The sequence below is a fragment of the Candidatus Symbiopectobacterium sp. NZEC151 genome (genome assembly GCF_025962655.1).
Taxonomy (GTDB): Bacteria; Pseudomonadota; Gammaproteobacteria; order Enterobacterales; family Enterobacteriaceae; genus Symbiopectobacterium.
Map to the genome: position 1 here is coordinate 1,571,963 of NZ_JAGFPE010000001.1, position 15,450 is coordinate 1,587,412.

The 15,450-nt window shown below is 52.1% G+C and carries 18 protein-coding genes; 16 read left to right on the forward strand and 2 right to left on the reverse strand.

Going from position 1 to position 15,450, the window contains the following annotated elements; genetic code table 11:
* Window positions 1-77 precede the first annotated feature (77 nt).
* Window positions 78-953 carry a flagellin gene (locus J5067_RS07040; RefSeq protein WP_319802384.1) on the reverse strand — a complete coding sequence of 292 codons (876 nt, stop codon included), beginning with the start codon at window positions 951-953 and terminating at the stop codon, window positions 78-80.
* Window positions 954-1,453: 500 nt separating this feature from the next.
* Between J5067_RS07040 and fliD the strand changes: the two genes are divergently transcribed.
* From fliD to fliT, 3 genes are read left to right on the forward strand one after another with little or no spacing between them, the layout of a single operon-like run.
* Window positions 1,454-2,860, forward strand: coding sequence for a flagellar filament capping protein FliD (gene fliD, locus J5067_RS07045; RefSeq protein WP_264650751.1), 1,407 nt, complete (start codon window positions 1,454-1,456; stop codon window positions 2,858-2,860).
* 25 nt (window positions 2,861-2,885) lie between these two features.
* Window positions 2,886-3,299, forward strand: a complete 414-nt coding sequence (gene fliS, locus J5067_RS07050; RefSeq protein ID WP_264628968.1) for a flagellar export chaperone FliS — start codon at window positions 2,886-2,888, stop codon at window positions 3,297-3,299.
* Window positions 3,299-3,673 (forward strand): flagella biosynthesis regulatory protein FliT, encoded by a 375-nt coding sequence (fliT, locus tag J5067_RS07055; RefSeq protein WP_264643756.1) that lies wholly within the window; start codon window positions 3,299-3,301, stop codon window positions 3,671-3,673. Before fliS ends, fliT begins: the two co-directional genes overlap by 1 nt.
* A gap of 118 nt (window positions 3,674-3,791) precedes the next feature.
* Here fliT and fliE read toward each other — a convergent pair whose 3' ends face one another.
* Window positions 3,792-4,106: a flagellar hook-basal body complex protein FliE gene (gene fliE, locus J5067_RS07060; protein ID WP_264643129.1), complete on the reverse strand. Its 315-nt coding sequence runs from the start codon at window positions 4,104-4,106 to the stop codon at window positions 3,792-3,794.
* Between the two features lie 336 nt (window positions 4,107-4,442).
* On the opposite strand from fliE, the gene fliF reads away from it, so the two are divergent.
* The 13 genes from fliF to fliR all read left to right on the forward strand — a co-directional run bounded on the left by fliF (window position 4,443) and on the right by fliR (window position 15,368).
* Window positions 4,443-6,170, forward strand: a complete 1,728-nt coding sequence (gene fliF / locus J5067_RS07065) for a flagellar basal-body MS-ring/collar protein FliF (RefSeq protein ID WP_264643130.1) — start codon at window positions 4,443-4,445, stop codon at window positions 6,168-6,170.
* Window positions 6,167-7,159, forward strand: a complete 993-nt coding sequence (gene fliG, locus J5067_RS07070) for a flagellar motor switch protein FliG (RefSeq protein ID WP_264643131.1) — start codon at window positions 6,167-6,169, stop codon at window positions 7,157-7,159. The genes fliF and fliG overlap by 4 nt, the downstream gene beginning before the upstream one ends.
* A complete protein-coding gene (gene fliH, locus J5067_RS07075; RefSeq protein ID WP_264643132.1) occupies window positions 7,152-7,865 on the forward strand; it encodes a flagellar assembly protein FliH in 714 nt (237 codons plus the stop codon). Before fliG ends, fliH begins: the two co-directional genes overlap by 8 nt.
* On the forward strand, window positions 7,865-9,235 hold the full coding sequence (gene fliI / locus J5067_RS07080; protein ID WP_264643757.1) for a flagellar protein export ATPase FliI: 1,371 nt from the start codon (window positions 7,865-7,867) through the stop codon (window positions 9,233-9,235). The genes fliH and fliI overlap by 1 nt, the downstream gene beginning before the upstream one ends.
* A gap of 8 nt (window positions 9,236-9,243) precedes the next feature.
* Entirely contained in the window at window positions 9,244-9,690 is a 447-nt protein-coding gene (fliJ, locus tag J5067_RS07085) for a flagellar export protein FliJ (protein ID WP_222157430.1), read from the forward strand.
* The gene (locus tag J5067_RS07090) at window positions 9,687-11,030 is read left to right on the forward strand and encodes a flagellar hook-length control protein FliK (RefSeq protein ID WP_264650752.1); all 1,344 of its coding nucleotides are present in this window, start codon (window positions 9,687-9,689) and stop codon (window positions 11,028-11,030) included. The genes fliJ and J5067_RS07090 overlap by 4 nt, the downstream gene beginning before the upstream one ends.
* A 155-nt stretch (window positions 11,031-11,185) precedes the next feature.
* On the forward strand, window positions 11,186-11,665 hold the full coding sequence (gene fliL / locus J5067_RS07095) for a flagellar basal body-associated protein FliL (protein ID WP_264643134.1): 480 nt from the start codon (window positions 11,186-11,188) through the stop codon (window positions 11,663-11,665).
* 5 nt (window positions 11,666-11,670) lie between these two features.
* A complete protein-coding gene (gene fliM / locus J5067_RS07100; RefSeq protein ID WP_264643135.1) occupies window positions 11,671-12,684 on the forward strand; it encodes a flagellar motor switch protein FliM in 1,014 nt (337 codons plus the stop codon).
* Window positions 12,677-13,087 carry a flagellar motor switch protein FliN gene (gene fliN / locus J5067_RS07105; RefSeq protein WP_264643136.1) on the forward strand — a complete coding sequence of 137 codons (411 nt, stop codon included), beginning with the start codon at window positions 12,677-12,679 and terminating at the stop codon, window positions 13,085-13,087. Before fliM ends, fliN begins: the two co-directional genes overlap by 8 nt.
* The gene (gene fliO, locus J5067_RS07110; RefSeq protein ID WP_264643137.1) at window positions 13,087-13,515 is read left to right on the forward strand and encodes a flagellar biosynthetic protein FliO; all 429 of its coding nucleotides are present in this window, start codon (window positions 13,087-13,089) and stop codon (window positions 13,513-13,515) included. Before fliN ends, fliO begins: the two co-directional genes overlap by 1 nt.
* A 29-nt stretch (window positions 13,516-13,544) precedes the next feature.
* Window positions 13,545-14,285, forward strand: a complete 741-nt coding sequence (gene fliP / locus J5067_RS07115; RefSeq protein ID WP_264650859.1) for a flagellar type III secretion system pore protein FliP — start codon at window positions 13,545-13,547, stop codon at window positions 14,283-14,285.
* Window positions 14,286-14,304: 19 nt separating this feature from the next.
* On the forward strand, window positions 14,305-14,574 hold the full coding sequence (gene fliQ, locus J5067_RS07120; protein WP_195312453.1) for a flagellar biosynthesis protein FliQ: 270 nt from the start codon (window positions 14,305-14,307) through the stop codon (window positions 14,572-14,574).
* Between the two features lie 2 nt (window positions 14,575-14,576).
* Complete coding sequence (fliR, locus tag J5067_RS07125; protein ID WP_264650753.1) at window positions 14,577-15,368, forward strand: flagellar biosynthetic protein FliR; 792 nt, start codon at window positions 14,577-14,579, stop codon at window positions 15,366-15,368.
* Window positions 15,369-15,450 lie beyond the last annotated feature (82 nt).

The following is a 15,450-nucleotide window of genomic DNA, read 5'->3' on the forward strand; positions in this document are numbered from 1 at the left end:
AACGCAAAAAAAAAGCCAACCTTACGGTTGGCTTTATATGTCCAATCACCCAAAGGCGATTAGCGATAATTTGACCATTAACGCAGCAGGGACAGAACAGTCTGCGGAACCTGGTTTGCCTGTGCCAATACGGAAGTACCAGCCTGTTGCAGGATTTGGTTCTTGCTCATGTTGGACACTTCGGTCGCCACATCAGCATCCTCAATACGGCTACGCGCAGACGTCAGGTTGGTGATGGTGTTGTTCAGGTTAGCAACGGTAGATTCAAAACGGTTCTGAATCGCACCCAGGGAGCTACGTTGAGTATCAACTGCTTTCAGTGCAGCATCAACGCTTGCCAACACGTCGGTCGCCAGAACGTCGAAGCCGTCAACGCTAACTTTACGATCGCTAGCAGCGGTAACCTGACCACCCGTCGTACCTGCCGTCAAGGTTCCAGTATGTTTGTTCCAGCCTTGGTTGGAAGTCAGAGAGATACCGATGGTTTCGCCATCGTTTGCACCAACCTGGATGCTGATGGTGGTATCAGTGTTGGTGTTAGCCAGAATTTTGATGCCGTTGAATTGGCTCTGGTCAGCAACACGGTTGATTTCAGCAACACGTTCGTTGATTTCAGACTGCATGGAGTCGATATCAGAAGCAGAGTAAGTGCCGTTTTTCGCCTGGTTAGCCAGTTCACGAACACGCTGCAAGTTGTTGTTGATTTCGTTCAGAGAGCCTTCAGCAGTCTGAGCCAGAGAGATACCGTCGTTAGCGTTACGTGCAGCCTGAGTCATGCCGCGGATGTTAGCGGTGAAACGGTTAGCAATCGCCTGACCAGCAGCGTCGTCTTTTGCGCTGTTGATACGAGAGCCAGAAGACAGACGTTCGATAGCCGTCCCCAGAGCTGACTGAGATTTGTTCAGATTGTTTTGAGCCAACAGCGACAAGCTGTTAGTATTGATGACTGCCATAATTGTATTCCTTTTCCAATTCAGGTCGGGTTAGGGATTGGGCTATCGCCCACGGCTTTTATCACCGTAACCCTTGTATCGGCCTATGCCAAAGAAGCTTTAATTTTTTTTGAAAAATTCTTCAAGCAAACCGTTTTTATTCTTATCCCATGCATTGAAACAACAACAAACCACTTAATATTCAACGAATTAAATGATACCACTAAAAAATCCCACTTCGACGATTACAGAACCACCGTTAAATAGCGGGGTCGTCATGCGTGTGGTTAACGACCTGAGAGCCGTTTTCGGACATAATAATGATAACGGTTCGAAAGCAGCAGTCGTCTATTGGTGTAGGTCTTTACGCGTTACCGCGTCGAACGCACGGTTTAGGCATCATAGAGAAAGGCAAATAGCCAATAAGAAGAACGCGCTTGGGATAGTAACAAACAATGCTAAACTTCTGCTTCAAGCCGCCGATAACCACGAAATACTGGTCACAACATTAAGGATTGATCATGGCAAGCATCAGCTTTACGGGTTCAACAAGTGGACTCAGTAGCATTCTCCAGCAATTGACCGAACTTGAGCAGACCCGGATAAACCCGATCAAGACTCAGCAAACCTTATATACCAATCGCAGCAAGGCTTTCGATACGCTGAGTGCGGCAGTTACCAAGTTAGATACCGCTAATGATGCGTTAGCTAAAGCGAAGACCATCAACCAAACTACCGTAACCAGCACCAATACGGCCTTTGCGGCCACCACGGCGAACGGTGCGGTATCGGGTTCTTATCAGGTTGAAGTACAAAACCTTGCCACGGCCCACTCCCTGCTGTCAGGCGAATTTGACAGTAATAAAACACAGTTAGGGGCAACAACAGGCGGCACGCGCACGCTGACTATCAGCCAGCCGGGTCAGGAAAAACCGTTGGAAATCAACCTGACCGACGGTCAAACGACGTTGGAAGGCATCCGTGATGCAATCAATAAGGCCAACGGCAATGTCGGTGCCAGCATTATTAAAGCAGATGATGATTCCTATTATTTGGCTATCACCTCCAAATCGACCGGCACCGATGGCAAGATGACCATCAATGTGACCGGTGATGATACCCTCAAGGGAAAAATCGGTTACACCAGCGGCGTCACTGGCAACATGTCTGAGCAAGTCGCTGCTGAGAACTCGGTGATTAAACTGAATGGTTCCGTAACGGTTACACGCCAGAGCAACACCGTTGCCGATGCCATTGACGGTGTCACACTGACGCTGAAAGCGGAAAACACCGCTGGAAAACCAGAAACGCTGTCGATTGATACCGATACGGCGCCGATGGAAGCGGCAGTGAAGAACTGGGTTGATGCCTACAACGCACTGCAAACCACCATTGGCACGTTGACCAAATTTACCGCAACTGAGGTGGGCGCGTCGTCGCCAGATACCAGCAATGGCGTCTTGCTGGGTAACAGTACGGTGCGTGGGATCCAGACCCAATTGAAAATGCAACTCTCGAGTGCTCAGTCGGGAAGCATCGCCAACATGTCGCAGTTGGGTGTAAAACAGAACGCATCAACCGGTATGCTGGAAATTGATTCAACCAAGTTGCAGGCCGCGCTCAAAGATAACCCGACAGCCGTAGAGGACTTCTTTGTTGGTGATGGAAAAAATACGGGTTTCGCCACGCAAGTTGGCAGTTATCTTGATGGCGTCCTGAATTCCACCGACGGTACGATCAAAATCGCCAAAGACGGGATTGCCTCAACGATAAAAACGCTTAAACAAACGTATGACCGAACTCAACAAAGCATCGATGACAACATCACACGGCTTAAAGCACAATTTACCCAGTTGGATAAACTGGTGTCGCAAATGAACAGTACCAGTGATTATTTGACCACCCAATTAGCCCAACTGAGCAGCTAAGACAGGTGACCTGAGAGGCCTATTGATGTACAGCAGAACAGGTAGTCAGGCCTACGCGAATGTAGGCCTCGAAAGTAGTGTAATGAGTGCCAGTCCGCATCAACTCATTACGTTGCTTTTTGATGGGGCGCACAGCGCACTAGCGCGAGCAAAAATCCTCATGAATCAGGGAGACATTGCAGGCAAGGGCAATGCGTTATCTAAAGCCATTGACATTATCAACAACGGTCTCAAAGCGGGACTGGATATGGAAAAGGGAGGCGAGTTAGCGGAAAATCTCTCAGCCTTGTATGATTACATGACGCAGCGGTTGACCATCGCTAATTTGCACAATGACGTCCAGGTTATTGACGAAGTGAATACGCTATTGGCAAATATCGCGGATGCCTGGCGACAAATAAACCCTCAGCAACAGGCTGTTAGCAGTGGAGTTGCATGATGACATCGCTACAGCAATTACTTAGTGAGTATCAGCAATTACAGCAACTTAGCCGGAGCATTCTTGCTTTGGCAACGAATGGCTTATGGGATGAGGTGGTGGAACAAGAAATCATCTACATCCAGACGGTAGAACACCTGAGTAAAACGCCAATTCCAGAAAATCTTGATAGCGTTATTCAGTTGCAGTTCCGCAAAATTTTGCGGGAAATTGTTGAAAGTGAAGCTCAAATAAAGGCGTTGCTGCAAAAGCGGATGGATGAGCTCAGTGCTCTGATGCAAACATCATTAAAGCAGCATAGCGTTAACGCTGCCTACGGTGAATTTTCACCGCAAGGGATTATCCCCGGGCATGTAAACCACAACAACGAATAATGCTGTTTGCCACCCGTTTGCTGTGAATTGTTCTGCCCCTCAATGTTAAAAAGGCCCTCGACGCGAGTCATCGCTTGAGGGCCTTTTGCCAGAATCAAGAATACTATTTCCTGACGGTTTACACCGACATACTCATCATTTCCTGATACGCCGCAACCAGTTTATTGCGCACCTGGATACCCATTTGCATATTGATTGAAGATTTCTGCAAATCCACCATCACATCATTCAACGCGACACCCGGCGTACCCAAGGTGAATTTCTGCGCTTGCTCACGCGCGGCTTGCTGCGTGCCACTGATGTTATCCAATGCAGATTTTAGTTCGCTGGCAAAACCGGGCTCGATAGTCGGTTTCACGACAGGCGAATTTCCCGCCTGTAACGCGGTAGCTTGCAATTGCTGCACGACGCTCTCAATACCTTGAACTGACATTATTGCTCACCTTTTTCCGACGGCATCACTACTACATGCTCAAGACGCTACGCGCACGTAAGACACCGTAAACGATCACGCGATGGCTCACTTTATCCATCGCACAAAAATCACCCGATTAACACAGTGCACTAAGCTACCATATCAGCCTTATCCTAAAAGGCGTAAAAGACGGGGAAAATGCCACGTTATCGGAGCATCGTTTTTACCGTTACGGAAAATAATACTATGCCGACAAAAGTAGGTGCATGTCTTAACGATTGCGCAATCAGGGAGTGCTGTTTTGTTACGTACCAACGTTAATTTTATCGCTCAACAACCAAGCAGAGAACGAGTATGAACGCCACAACCGGTTTTGCGTCCGGTGGGAAAGGGTTTGGCGAGATACTCAACCGCTTGCGCGCCAATCCTAAAATTCCCCTGCTCATTGCTGCGGCAGCTGCGGTTGCCATCGTCGTTGCTATGGTGTTATGGGCCAAAGGGCCTGATTACCGGGTGCTCTACAATAACGTCACCGATCGTGACGGTGGAGCCATTGTCAGTGAACTGACAAAAATGAACATTCCCTACCGATTTGCCGAAGGCGGCAGTGCGATACTGATCCCCGCGACAAACGTGTATGAAACCCGTTTACGTTTGGCGCAATTAGGCTTGCCCAAAGGTGGCGCGGTGGGTTTCGAATTGCTGGATCAGGAAAAATTTGGTATCAGCCAGTTCAGCGAACAGATCAACTATCAGCGCGCGCTGGAAGGTGAACTGTCACGCACGATAGAAACCCTCGGACCGGTACAAACTGCGCGGGTGCATCTGGCCATTCCCAAGCCTTCGTTGTTTGTTCGCGAACAGAAAGCGCCCTCTGCCTCCGTTACCCTGAGTTTGCAACCGGGTCGCGCCCTGGATGAGGGACAAATCAACTCCATCGTCTACATGATCTCCAGCAGCGTATCCGGTTTACCGCCAGATAACGTCACGGTGGTAGACCAGATGGGCCGCCTGCTGACCTCCGCCGGTGCCGCTGGGCGCGATGTCAATGCCACACAGCTGAAATACGTGACTGAAATTGAGTCCATGTATCAGCGGCGCATTGAGGCCATTATCGCCCCGATCGTCGGCGGTGGTAACGTGCATGCGCAAGTCACTGCACAAATCGATTTTTCAGCGCGTGAGCAGACCGACGAGCAGTATCAACCCAACTCCGCGCCAAACCAGGCTGCCGTTCGTTCGCAACAAACCAGTCAGAGCGAGCAACGTGGCGGCCCTAACGTCGGCGGCGTACCGGGAGCCCTCTCTAACCAGCCTGCTCCGGCACCCACGGCACCGATTACCACACCGGCAAACAACGCCGCGAATGCCAATAACGCAAACCAGAATCAGAACGCCAACCAAAACCCTCAGGCCAATCAGCAAAACAATGCGGCTGGCACACAGGGGAATGCGGTGGTGCAAACGTCAAACTCACGTAATGATGCAACCACAAACTACGAGGTTGACAAGACGATCCTGCATACCAAACACAGTACCGGTGGTGTAAAACGCCTCTCCGTTGCCGTGATTGTCAACTATCTGCCGCCTGGCGAAGACGGCAAACCTATTGCGTTATCAGACGATCAGATTAAGCAAATTGACACCGTCGCGCGGGAAGCTATGGGCTTTTCAACCGATCGTGGTGACTCGTTAAACGTGGTCAACACACCGTTCATGTCCACCAACGATACGGCCAGCGAACTGCCCTTCTGGCAGAAGCAAGCCTTCTTTGAGTTGATGATTGAAGTCGGTCGTTGGCTGCTGGTGCTGCTGGTGGCGTGGATCCTGTGGCGCAAGCTGGTCAGACCGCAAATCAAGAAACGGGAAGAACAGCAGGCCGCCGCTCAGGTTGCCACGCAAATGCGTAATGCCAACAACGATGTTGTGGTCAAGTTGAGTAAAGACGAAGAAGAACTGCAACGTCGCTCACAACAACGCATCAACACCGAGCTGCAAAGCCAGCGTGTTCGCGATCTGGCAGAAAACGATCCGCGCGTCGTCGCCCTGGTGATTCGCCAATGGATGAGTACTGAACTATGAGTATGACAGGCACAGAAAAGAGCGCCATCTTGTTGATGACCGTGGGCGAAGATCGCGCGGCAGAGGTATTTACCCACCTCTCCACGCGTGAAGTGCAGCATTTAAGTACGGCAATGGCGAATTTGCGCCAAGTCTCACCGCAACAATTGGCGGAAGTACTCAAAGAGTTCGAAATTGAAGCAGATCAATACGCCGCGCTGAGCGTCAATGCCGGTGATTATCTGCGCTCGGTACTGGTGAAAGCACTCGGCGAAGAGCGCGCATCCAGCCTGTTGGAGGATATTCTTGAAAGCCGCGAAACCAGCGGCGGCATCGAAACCCTCAACTTTATGGAGCCGCAAACTGCCGCAGATGTCATCCGCGACGAGCACCCGCAGATCATCGCAACCATCCTGGTGCATTTAAAACGGGCGCAGGCTGCCGATATTCTGGCGCTGTTCGATGAGCGACTGCGTAACGATGTCATGCTGCGTATCGCCACCTTCGGCGGCGTTCAGCCTTCGGCGTTGGCAGAACTGACCGAAGTGTTGAATGGCTTGCTGGATGGTCAGAACGTGAAACGCAGCAAAATGGGCGGTGTTCGTACTGCGGCCGAGATTATCAACCTGATGAAGAGTCAGCAGGAAGAGGCGGTTATCGATGCGGTGCGCGAGTTCGATGGCGAACTGGCACAAAAAATTATCGACGAAATGTTCCTGTTCGAAAACCTTATCGATGTCGACGATCGCAGCATCCAGCGTCTGTTGCAGGAAGTGGAGTCGGAATCGCTGCTGTTGGCACTGAAAGGCTCCGACGAGCCATTGCGCGAGAAGTTCCTGCGCAATATGTCGCAGCGTGCGGCAGAAATTCTGCGCGACGACCTTTCGACGCGCGGCCCGGTTCGCATGTCTCAAGTGGAAAACGAACAGAAAGCCATCCTGCTTATTGTGCGTCGTCTGGCCGACAGCGGCGAGATGATCATCGGTGGCGGCGAGGATGCTTATGTCTAATGCCGCTGACAACATGGCCTGGAAGCCCTGGAAGCTAAAAGACCTGGCCTCCCCCTTTGATGTTGAGCCCGAACCGGAAATCAACGCCGTTGAACCGGAAGAGGTGGCATCAGAGTCGGTAGACCAATTCCGCTCGTTTGAGGCGGAACTGGAAAGCATGCGTGAACAGACCATGCGACAGGCACGTGAAGCGGGTTTTGCCGAAGGACGCCAACAAGGCTATGACGCAGGGTATCAGGAAGGGTTAACCGCCGGTACGCAGCAAGGTACCCAAGATGCCTTGCAGCAACAGCAACCGATGATTGAGCGCATGCAGCAGATGGTGAGTGGGTTCCAGCAGACATTGGATGCCATGGACACAGCTATTCCAGCGCGTTTGACGCAATTAGCCCTGACCGTCGCGAAACAGGTTATTGGTCAGGCACCGCTGTGCGATGCCACAGCACTGCAACATCAGATTCAACAGTTGATCCAGCAAGAGCCGCTGTTTAGTGGCAAAGCGCAATTACGGGTCAACCCCGGCGATCTCGAGCGTATCGAGGCGGCACTGGGTCCGACGCTGGAGCAGCACGGCTGGCGGTTGTTGGCCGACGGTCAACTGCATCCTGGCGGATGCAAGGTGAGCGCAGAGGAAGGCGACCTTGATGCCAGCCTCGCCACGCGCTGGCATGAGCTATGCCGTTTGGCTGCGCCGGGAGAGTTATGATGACCCATCACCTCGCACGTTGGTTTGCCGAATTGGACGCTTTCGAAAAGCGCATCAAAGAGACACCGTCCGTGCGTCGTTACGGGCGGTTAAAGCGTGCGACCGGGCTGGTACTGGAAGCCACCGGGCTGCAAATGCCCTTGGGTGCCACCTGCCTGATTGAACGCCATATGGGCGCCAAGACGGATGAAGTTGAGTGCGAGGTGGTTGGCTTTAATGGTCAAAGCCTGTTCCTGATGCCACTGGAAGAGATGGAAGGCATCACGCCAGGTGCGCGTGTCTATGCCCGTGCAGCGACTCAGGGCGTGGTACAAGGGAAACAATTGCCTTTAGGGCCAGAACTGCTTGGCCGCGTGCTGGATGGCAGCGCTAAGCCGCTTGATGGCTTACCGCCTCCGGATACCGGCTATCGCGCGCCGCTGATGACTGCGCCTTTTAACCCGCTACAGCGTACACCGATTGAAGATGTGCTGGATGTGGGGGTGCGCGCTATCAACGCGTTGTTGACCGTGGGCCGCGGCCAACGTATGGGCTTGTTTGCCGGTTCCGGTGTGGGTAAAAGTGTGCTGCTGGGTATGATGGCGCGCTATACCAAAGCAGATGTGATCGTCGTCGGGTTAATCGGCGAACGCGGTCGTGAAGTGAAAGATTTTATTGAAAACATTTTGGGTGACGAAGGCCGCGCCCGTTCAGTGGTGATCGCCGCACCTGCTGACGTTTCGCCCCTGCTGCGTATGCAGGGTGCCGCTTATGCGACACGCATTGCTGAAGATTTTCGCGACCGCGGTCTGCACGTGTTGCTGATCATGGATTCGCTGACGCGTTATGCCATGGCGCAGCGTGAAATTGCATTGGCCATCGGTGAGCCACCGGCTACCAAAGGCTATCCGCCTTCGGTGTTCGCCAAACTCCCTGCACTGGTCGAACGCGCAGGCAATGGCATTCACGGTGGCGGCTCGATCACCGCGTTCTATACGGTGCTGACTGAGGGTGACGACCAGCAGGACCCGATTGCCGACTCGGCGCGTGCTATTCTGGATGGACATATTGTCCTGTCGCGGCAGTTGGCCGAATCCGGTCACTACCCGGCCATTGATATCGAAGCCTCAATCAGTCGCGCCATGACCGCGCTTATTGATGATAAGCACTACGCCACGGTCAGGTTGTTTAAGCAGTTACTCTCCAGTTACCAACGTAACCGGGACTTGATCAATGTGGGGGCTTACGCGCCGGGCAGCGATCCGACGCTTGACCAGGCCATTCGCCTCTACCCACAGCTTCAGGATTTTTTGCAGCAGGGCATGTTTGAACGCAGTGGTTATGAAGCCTCTTGTCAGGCTTTACACGTCATTTTTCCCCGTAACGAGTAGGAGGACAGATGAAAACGCAGTCACCGCTGGTTACATTACGTGAACTGGCCCAAAAAGAGGTCGAAAAAGCAGCGACCCAGTTGGGGCAAGTGCGTAAAGCCTATCAACAAGCTGAACAACAACTGAATATGCTGTTAAACTATCAGGAAGATTATCGCGGCAGGTTACAAGTGACGATGTCAGAGGGCATGGCCAACACCAGTTGGCAGAATTTCCAGCAATTTATTCAAACGCTGGACGTCGCTATTGATCAGCATCAGAAACAATTGCAACACTGGAATTCACGCCTGGATCTGGCGATGAAAACCTGGCAAGAAAAACAAAAGCGCCTCAATGCGTTTGAGACGCTACAAGAAAGAGAAGATATCAGGCAGCTCGCGCACGAGAACCGCCTCGATCAAAAACGGATGGATGAATTTGCCCAACGGGCCTCTCTGAGGAAAACAGATTTATGATGCTGCCAATCGTTACCACAACAGCAAGCACCGGCGTTAGTGACACCGCAGGATCGGCTTCGGGGTTGCTTACTACGGATGAACTGCCTCAGGATTTCGTTCAACTGTTGTCTTTGCACCTGCCGAAAAAAGCTGCCGTCACTGCCGTACCGACTGACAATACGTCGGCGCTGAGCGGGAAAGACAGTAAGCAAAAGCTGTTGGATGCGTTGTCAGCACAAGATATTGATTTAAGCCAGCAGGATCTGAATACGCTGCTCAAAGCCGTCAATGGGCAAGATAATCTGGATGACAAAACGCTGTCAGAGCTGGTGACGTCATTACGTAAGTCTTTTGCTCAAGGCAAAGAGGCGACCCTTGAGAAGAGTAGCGATGAACTGCCGTCAACCGATACGCAAGCGGTACAAGCGTTAATGGCGATGTTAGCGCCGGTGGTAACCCCCGCTACGCCACAAAGCAGCGACATGTCATCGTTGCTTCAGGCTGCACAGTCACTATCGATACCTGGCCTGAATAATACGGCTCAGCAGAACACCCAAGACAGCGCAACAGCGTCAGCATCCGCATCATTGTTCAGTTCGCTCGCCCCGCGCGACGCGGTCACCAGCGCAAGTGATACGCTGGCAACAGCGATATCCAACGCCAAGAACAGTCGATCGACAGCGAACGATCCGTCTCGTGCCCAAGCGCAGGTTGATGACAGCACCGCCGTGCAGGATAAATCGGCAGTCGTGGCACACACCATCGCCGATGTGACCAAACAGGATATCAGCGGCAACCAACTGCCGTTGACCGCACACACTGCTCCGGTGAGTCTGGCCCCCAATGCGCAGACGTCAATGACCAACAACATTGCACAACCGGGTGCCAGCGCCCAGTTAAATGCCCAACTGGGCACCACGCAGTGGCAGGATTCTCTCGGTCAGCAAATCATCATGCTGAGCCGTAACGGACAGCAAAGTGTACAATTGCGACTGCACCCTGAAGAACTGGGCACGTTGCATATCTCGTTGCGTCTGGATGATAATCAAGCACAAATTCACTTAGCATCGGCAAACAGTCAGGTGCGTAGCGCCCTTGAGGCCGCGTTGCCTCATCTGCGTGCAGCGATGGCAGAAAGCGGTATTAACCTGGGCCAAAGCAACGTAGCGAGTGATAATAGCGGTTGGCAACAAGCCCAGCAGCAAATGGCGGGCAATAACAACGATACCGGTGATAACAGTGCCTCTTATCGGCAGCAATTTGCGTCCTCTGTGCCCTATGGCGATGATGTGAGCGAGATTGAAATGTCAAGCACAGTCCGCGCGAGACCAGTGAGCGGTGTCGATATTTTTGCATAAACATCAGGTAAACGAACAAGTTAGCGCGATTTTTCTGGTTTATTCCTTGTATTGAATGGACGAATAGACAGGATAATCATTAACATCATATATTCATTTAGTGCTGCAAAGTAATAGCATTAGATATTGATTAATAACAGGAATTCTCTTTGGCTATGTCTGACATGCAAGCTGGTTCACGGCGTAAGCGATCTATCTGGGTGATACTGCTTATTATCATTGCGCTGGCGGCAACAGGAGCTGCGGGCGTAGCATGGTGGATCTTGTACCACAAGTCCCCCTCCTCTGAGCAGCAGGTGGCACCGCCGCCCCCAGCGCCAGTGTTTATGCCGTTGGACACGTTCACTGTCAATCTAGTCAATGCAGACAATAACCCCGATCGCGTACTTTACGTCGGTTTCACGTTGCGTCTGTCAGACGAAGAAACCAGAACACGCTTGACGAATTACCTCCCTGAAGTGCGTAGCCGCTTGTTATTGCTGTTGTCGCGTCAGGATGCCATCTCCTTGGCAAATGAGCAGGGTAAGCAGAAGCTGATTGAACAAATCAAGCAGGTGCTAAGCCCCCCACTTGTCCCCGGACAGCCGAATCAGGTCGTTACTGACGTGTTATTCACTGCCTTTATTTTGCGGTAATCCTTATGGGCGATAGCATTCTCTCTCAAGCAGAAATTGACGCATTGCTCAACGGCGGCAGTAGTGATGACGCCAGCAGTGCCAACGCCGCCGCGAAATCGGACGGCGATGTCAAACCTTATGATCCCAATACGCAGCGACGTGTCGTTCGTGAACGTATGCAAGCGTTGGAGATCATCAATGAACGCTTTGCACGTCAATTCCGTATGGGGTTATTCAACCTGTTACGGCGTAGCCCGGATATCACCGTTGGCGCCATTAAAATACAGCCTTACCATGAGTTCGCGCGCAACTTGCCTGTGCCGTCGAACCTGAACCTGATCCACCTGAAGCCGTTGCGTGGTACGGCGCTGTTCGTGTTTTCACCAAGCCTGGTATTCATTGCGGTAGACAACCTGTTCGGCGGTGATGGCCGCTTTCCCACCAAAGTGGAAGGACGCGAGTTCACCAACACCGAGCAGCGTATCGTAAAGCGCATGCTGCGTTTGGCGCTTGATGCCTATGGCGAAGCCTGGAATGCCATCTACAAACTCGACATCGAGTATGTACGTTCAGAGATGCAGGTAAAATTCACCAACATCACCACATCACCGAACGATATTGTGATAACAACGCCTTTTCATGTTGAAATCGGTACGTTGTTGGGTGAGTTCAGCATCTGTATCCCCTTCTCGATGATTGAACCGTTGCGCGAAGTGCTGACCAATCCGCCATTGGAAAACTCACGCCAGGAAGATAAGAATTGGCGCGAAACGTTAGCCAAGCAAGTACAACATTCTGAATTGGAGTTGGTGGCCAATTTTGTGGATATACCGCTGCGGCTTTCCAAAGTATTGAAACTTCAGCCGGGTGATGTACTGCCTATTGATAAACCCGATCGCATCATTGCACACGTCGATGGCGTTCCGGTACTGACCAGCCAATACGGCACGCTGAATGGGCAATATGCTTTGCGCGTCGAACATTTGATTAACCCTATTTTGAATTCTCTAAATAATGAGGAACAGCCCAATGAGTGACACCAAGCAACCGTCCGACGACAAGGAATCCGTGGACGATCTGTGGGCTGATGCGTTTAACGAGCAACAAGCCGCAGAAAAACCAAGCGCAACGGACAATATCTTCAAAAGCCTGGATCCTAGCGATGCACTCGGCAGCTTGCAGGATATTGACCTGATCCTTGATATTCCGGTGAAGCTGACGGTTGAGCTCGGTCGGACCAAGATGACCATTAAAGAGCTGCTGCGTTTAACGCAGGGCTCCGTAGTGGCGTTAGACGGGTTGGCCGGTGAGCCCTTGGATATTCTGATCAACGGCTATCTGATTGCTCAGGGTGAAGTGGTGGTGGTATCGGATAAATACGGGGTTCGTATTACGGATATTATTACGCCTTCTGAGCGGATGCGTCGTTTGAGTCGCTAATGGCCGATACCCAACCTCTTGCCCCTGCGCCGTCGGCACCGACCTCTCATGCCACGACGCAGGTTGCCACAGCTCCCTTCCCCGCCAGTTCGTTGCTTACCCAGGTAGGCACCGTGCTGGTGGGCGTTTTGATACTCATCCTGGCGATTGCCTGGGTGGTGCGTAAGCTCGGCTTAACCCCGCCCGTCAGACAAAATAAGCTGGTCAAGGTAGTTTCAAGCTGCCAGGTTGGGCAACGCGAACGCGTTGTGGTGGTCGAAATTGAGGATACCTGGCTGGTACTGGGTGTAACGGCACAACAGATTACGCCCTTGCACACCCTGCCCGCTCAAGAAATGGACGACGCGCCTGCTGGCGAGATGGCCCTACCGGCCAATTTCCGGCAATTATTAAATAAAGTCATCAAACGTCCGGAAAAATCGGAATGAAAGTGCGTGTTCATGTTCCATTGTTATCCATGCTAAAGCGTGGACTGCCGGCACTTGCCGCGGTTATGGTGCTGTTTAGCCCCGCTGTCTGGGCACAGTTGCCGGGCATCATTAGCCAACCCCTTGCCAACGGCGGTCAGAGTTGGACATTACCGGTTCAAACGCTGGTTTTCCTGACGTCATTGACGTTTATCCCGGCGACCATGCTGATGATGACCTGTTTTACGCGCATCATCATCGTGCTGGGTTTGTTGCGTAACGCATTAGGCACTCCTACCGCTCCCCCCAACCAGGTGTTGCTGGGGTTGACGCTGTTTCTGACTTTTTTCATCATGTCACCGGTTCTGAACCGTGTTTATGATGAGGCCTACGTGCCGTTCAGTCAGGATCAGATCAGCATGCAAACGGCTATTGAGCGTGGCGCTCAGCCTTTACGCGAATTTATGCTGCGCCAGACACGGCAATCCGATCTGGCATTGTTTACCCGTCTGGCTCAGATGGGCGAGATCCAGGGACCAGAAGCGGTTCCGATGCGCGTATTGGTTCCTGCGTTTGTCACCAGTGAATTGAAAACCGCCTTCCAGATTGGCTTTACCATTTTTATCCCTTTTTTGATTATCGACCTGGTGGTTGCCAGTGTGCTGATGGCGCTCGGTATGATGATGGTGCCACCGGCCACCATTTCGTTGCCGTTCAAGCTTATGCTGTTCGTGCTGGTTGACGGGTGGCAATTGTTGCTTGGTTCACTCGCGCAAAGTTTTTACAGTTAATTCCTACTAAGGTCGCCCGATGACGCCAGAATCCGTAATGGCTTTAGGCTATGAAGCAATGAAGGTCGCACTGGCACTCGCAGCCCCACCGCTGCTGTCAGCGCTGTTTAGCGGCCTGATTATCAGTCTGTTACAGGCGGCAACCCAGATCAACGAAATGACGCTGTCCTTTATCCCTAAAATTCTGACGGTGTTTTTCACACTGGTGATTGCGGGACCCTGGATGCTTAGCTTGATGCTGGATTACATGCGCACGCTGTTCGGCCAACTGCCAACGATCATCGGCTAGCCATGCTGACGCTTGATAGCACACAGTGGGAGATCTGGGTCAATCAGTTCCTGTTGCCCCTGATACGCATTCTGGCGTTAATCACCACCTGCCCGGTGTTCAATGAGCGTGCAGTTCCGGCTCGCGTGAAGATCTGCCTCGCCGTTGTGATTACCCTGCTGGTCGCCCCCTACTTGCCCGTCAATACCACACCGATATTTTCTGTTGGCGGTATCTGGATCATTATTCAACAGTTACTTATCGGCGCTGCGCTCGGATTCACCATGCAATTGTCCTTCGCCGCGGTCAGGTTATCGGGAGAGCTTATCGGTATGCAAATGGGGCTGGCCTTTGCCACCTTTTTTGACCCCACCGGTGGGCCGAACATGCAGGTACTGGCACGCTTTCTCAATATCCTGGCGATGTTGCTGTTTATGGCATTCAACGGCCATTTATGGATGATCTCACTGATTGCCGACAGCTTTTATACCTTGCCAATCAGTACTGCACCGCTCAGTGGTGATGGTTTTCTGGGACTGGCCCGGGCAGGAAGCATGATATTTATTAACGGCATGATGCTTGCCCTGCCGCTGATTACACTGCTGCTGGCACTCAATATCTCGCTCGGTTTGTTAAACCGCGTTGCCCCTCAGCTCACCGTGTTTGTGATTGGTTTTCCACTGACATTAAGCGTGGGAATCATGACGCTCGGTATGCTGCTTTTCCTGTTAGCCCCTTTCACCGAACACCTGTTCAGTGAAATCTTCAACGTTCTCGCTGACGTGCTGACCAAACTGGGACGAACCCCCGGATAGACCCGCCGACAATGATTTAGGGCATTGCCAGCGCAGTGACTCGGTTTTAAGGGGATCGGGAATGCAGGCAGATAAGGGAACA

Coding starts and splice junctions, on each gene's coding strand:
- J5067_RS07040 (WP_319802384.1), bottom strand. CDS start 953: ATGGCAGTCATCAATACTAACAGCTTGTCGCTGTTGGCTCAAAACAAT.
- fliD (WP_264650751.1), top strand. CDS start 1,454: ATGGCAAGCATCAGCTTTACGGGTTCAACAAGTGGACTCAGTAGCATT.
- fliS (WP_264628968.1), top strand. CDS start 2,886: ATGTACAGCAGAACAGGTAGTCAGGCCTACGCGAATGTAGGCCTCGAA.
- fliT (WP_264643756.1), top strand. CDS start 3,299: ATGACATCGCTACAGCAATTACTTAGTGAGTATCAGCAATTACAGCAA.
- fliE (WP_264643129.1), bottom strand. CDS start 4,106: ATGTCAGTTCAAGGTATTGAGAGCGTCGTGCAGCAATTGCAAGCTACC.
- fliF (WP_264643130.1), top strand. CDS start 4,443: ATGAACGCCACAACCGGTTTTGCGTCCGGTGGGAAAGGGTTTGGCGAG.
- fliG (WP_264643131.1), top strand. CDS start 6,167: ATGAGTATGACAGGCACAGAAAAGAGCGCCATCTTGTTGATGACCGTG.
- fliH (WP_264643132.1), top strand. CDS start 7,152: ATGTCTAATGCCGCTGACAACATGGCCTGGAAGCCCTGGAAGCTAAAA.
- fliI (WP_264643757.1), top strand. CDS start 7,865: ATGACCCATCACCTCGCACGTTGGTTTGCCGAATTGGACGCTTTCGAA.
- fliJ (WP_222157430.1), top strand. CDS start 9,244: ATGAAAACGCAGTCACCGCTGGTTACATTACGTGAACTGGCCCAAAAA.
- J5067_RS07090 (WP_264650752.1), top strand. CDS start 9,687: ATGATGCTGCCAATCGTTACCACAACAGCAAGCACCGGCGTTAGTGAC.
- fliL (WP_264643134.1), top strand. CDS start 11,186: ATGTCTGACATGCAAGCTGGTTCACGGCGTAAGCGATCTATCTGGGTG.
- fliM (WP_264643135.1), top strand. CDS start 11,671: ATGGGCGATAGCATTCTCTCTCAAGCAGAAATTGACGCATTGCTCAAC.
- fliN (WP_264643136.1), top strand. CDS start 12,677: ATGAGTGACACCAAGCAACCGTCCGACGACAAGGAATCCGTGGACGAT.
- fliO (WP_264643137.1), top strand. CDS start 13,087: ATGGCCGATACCCAACCTCTTGCCCCTGCGCCGTCGGCACCGACCTCT.
- fliP (WP_264650859.1), top strand. CDS start 13,545: ATGCTAAAGCGTGGACTGCCGGCACTTGCCGCGGTTATGGTGCTGTTT.
- fliQ (WP_195312453.1), top strand. CDS start 14,305: ATGACGCCAGAATCCGTAATGGCTTTAGGCTATGAAGCAATGAAGGTC.
- fliR (WP_264650753.1), top strand. CDS start 14,577: ATGCTGACGCTTGATAGCACACAGTGGGAGATCTGGGTCAATCAGTTC.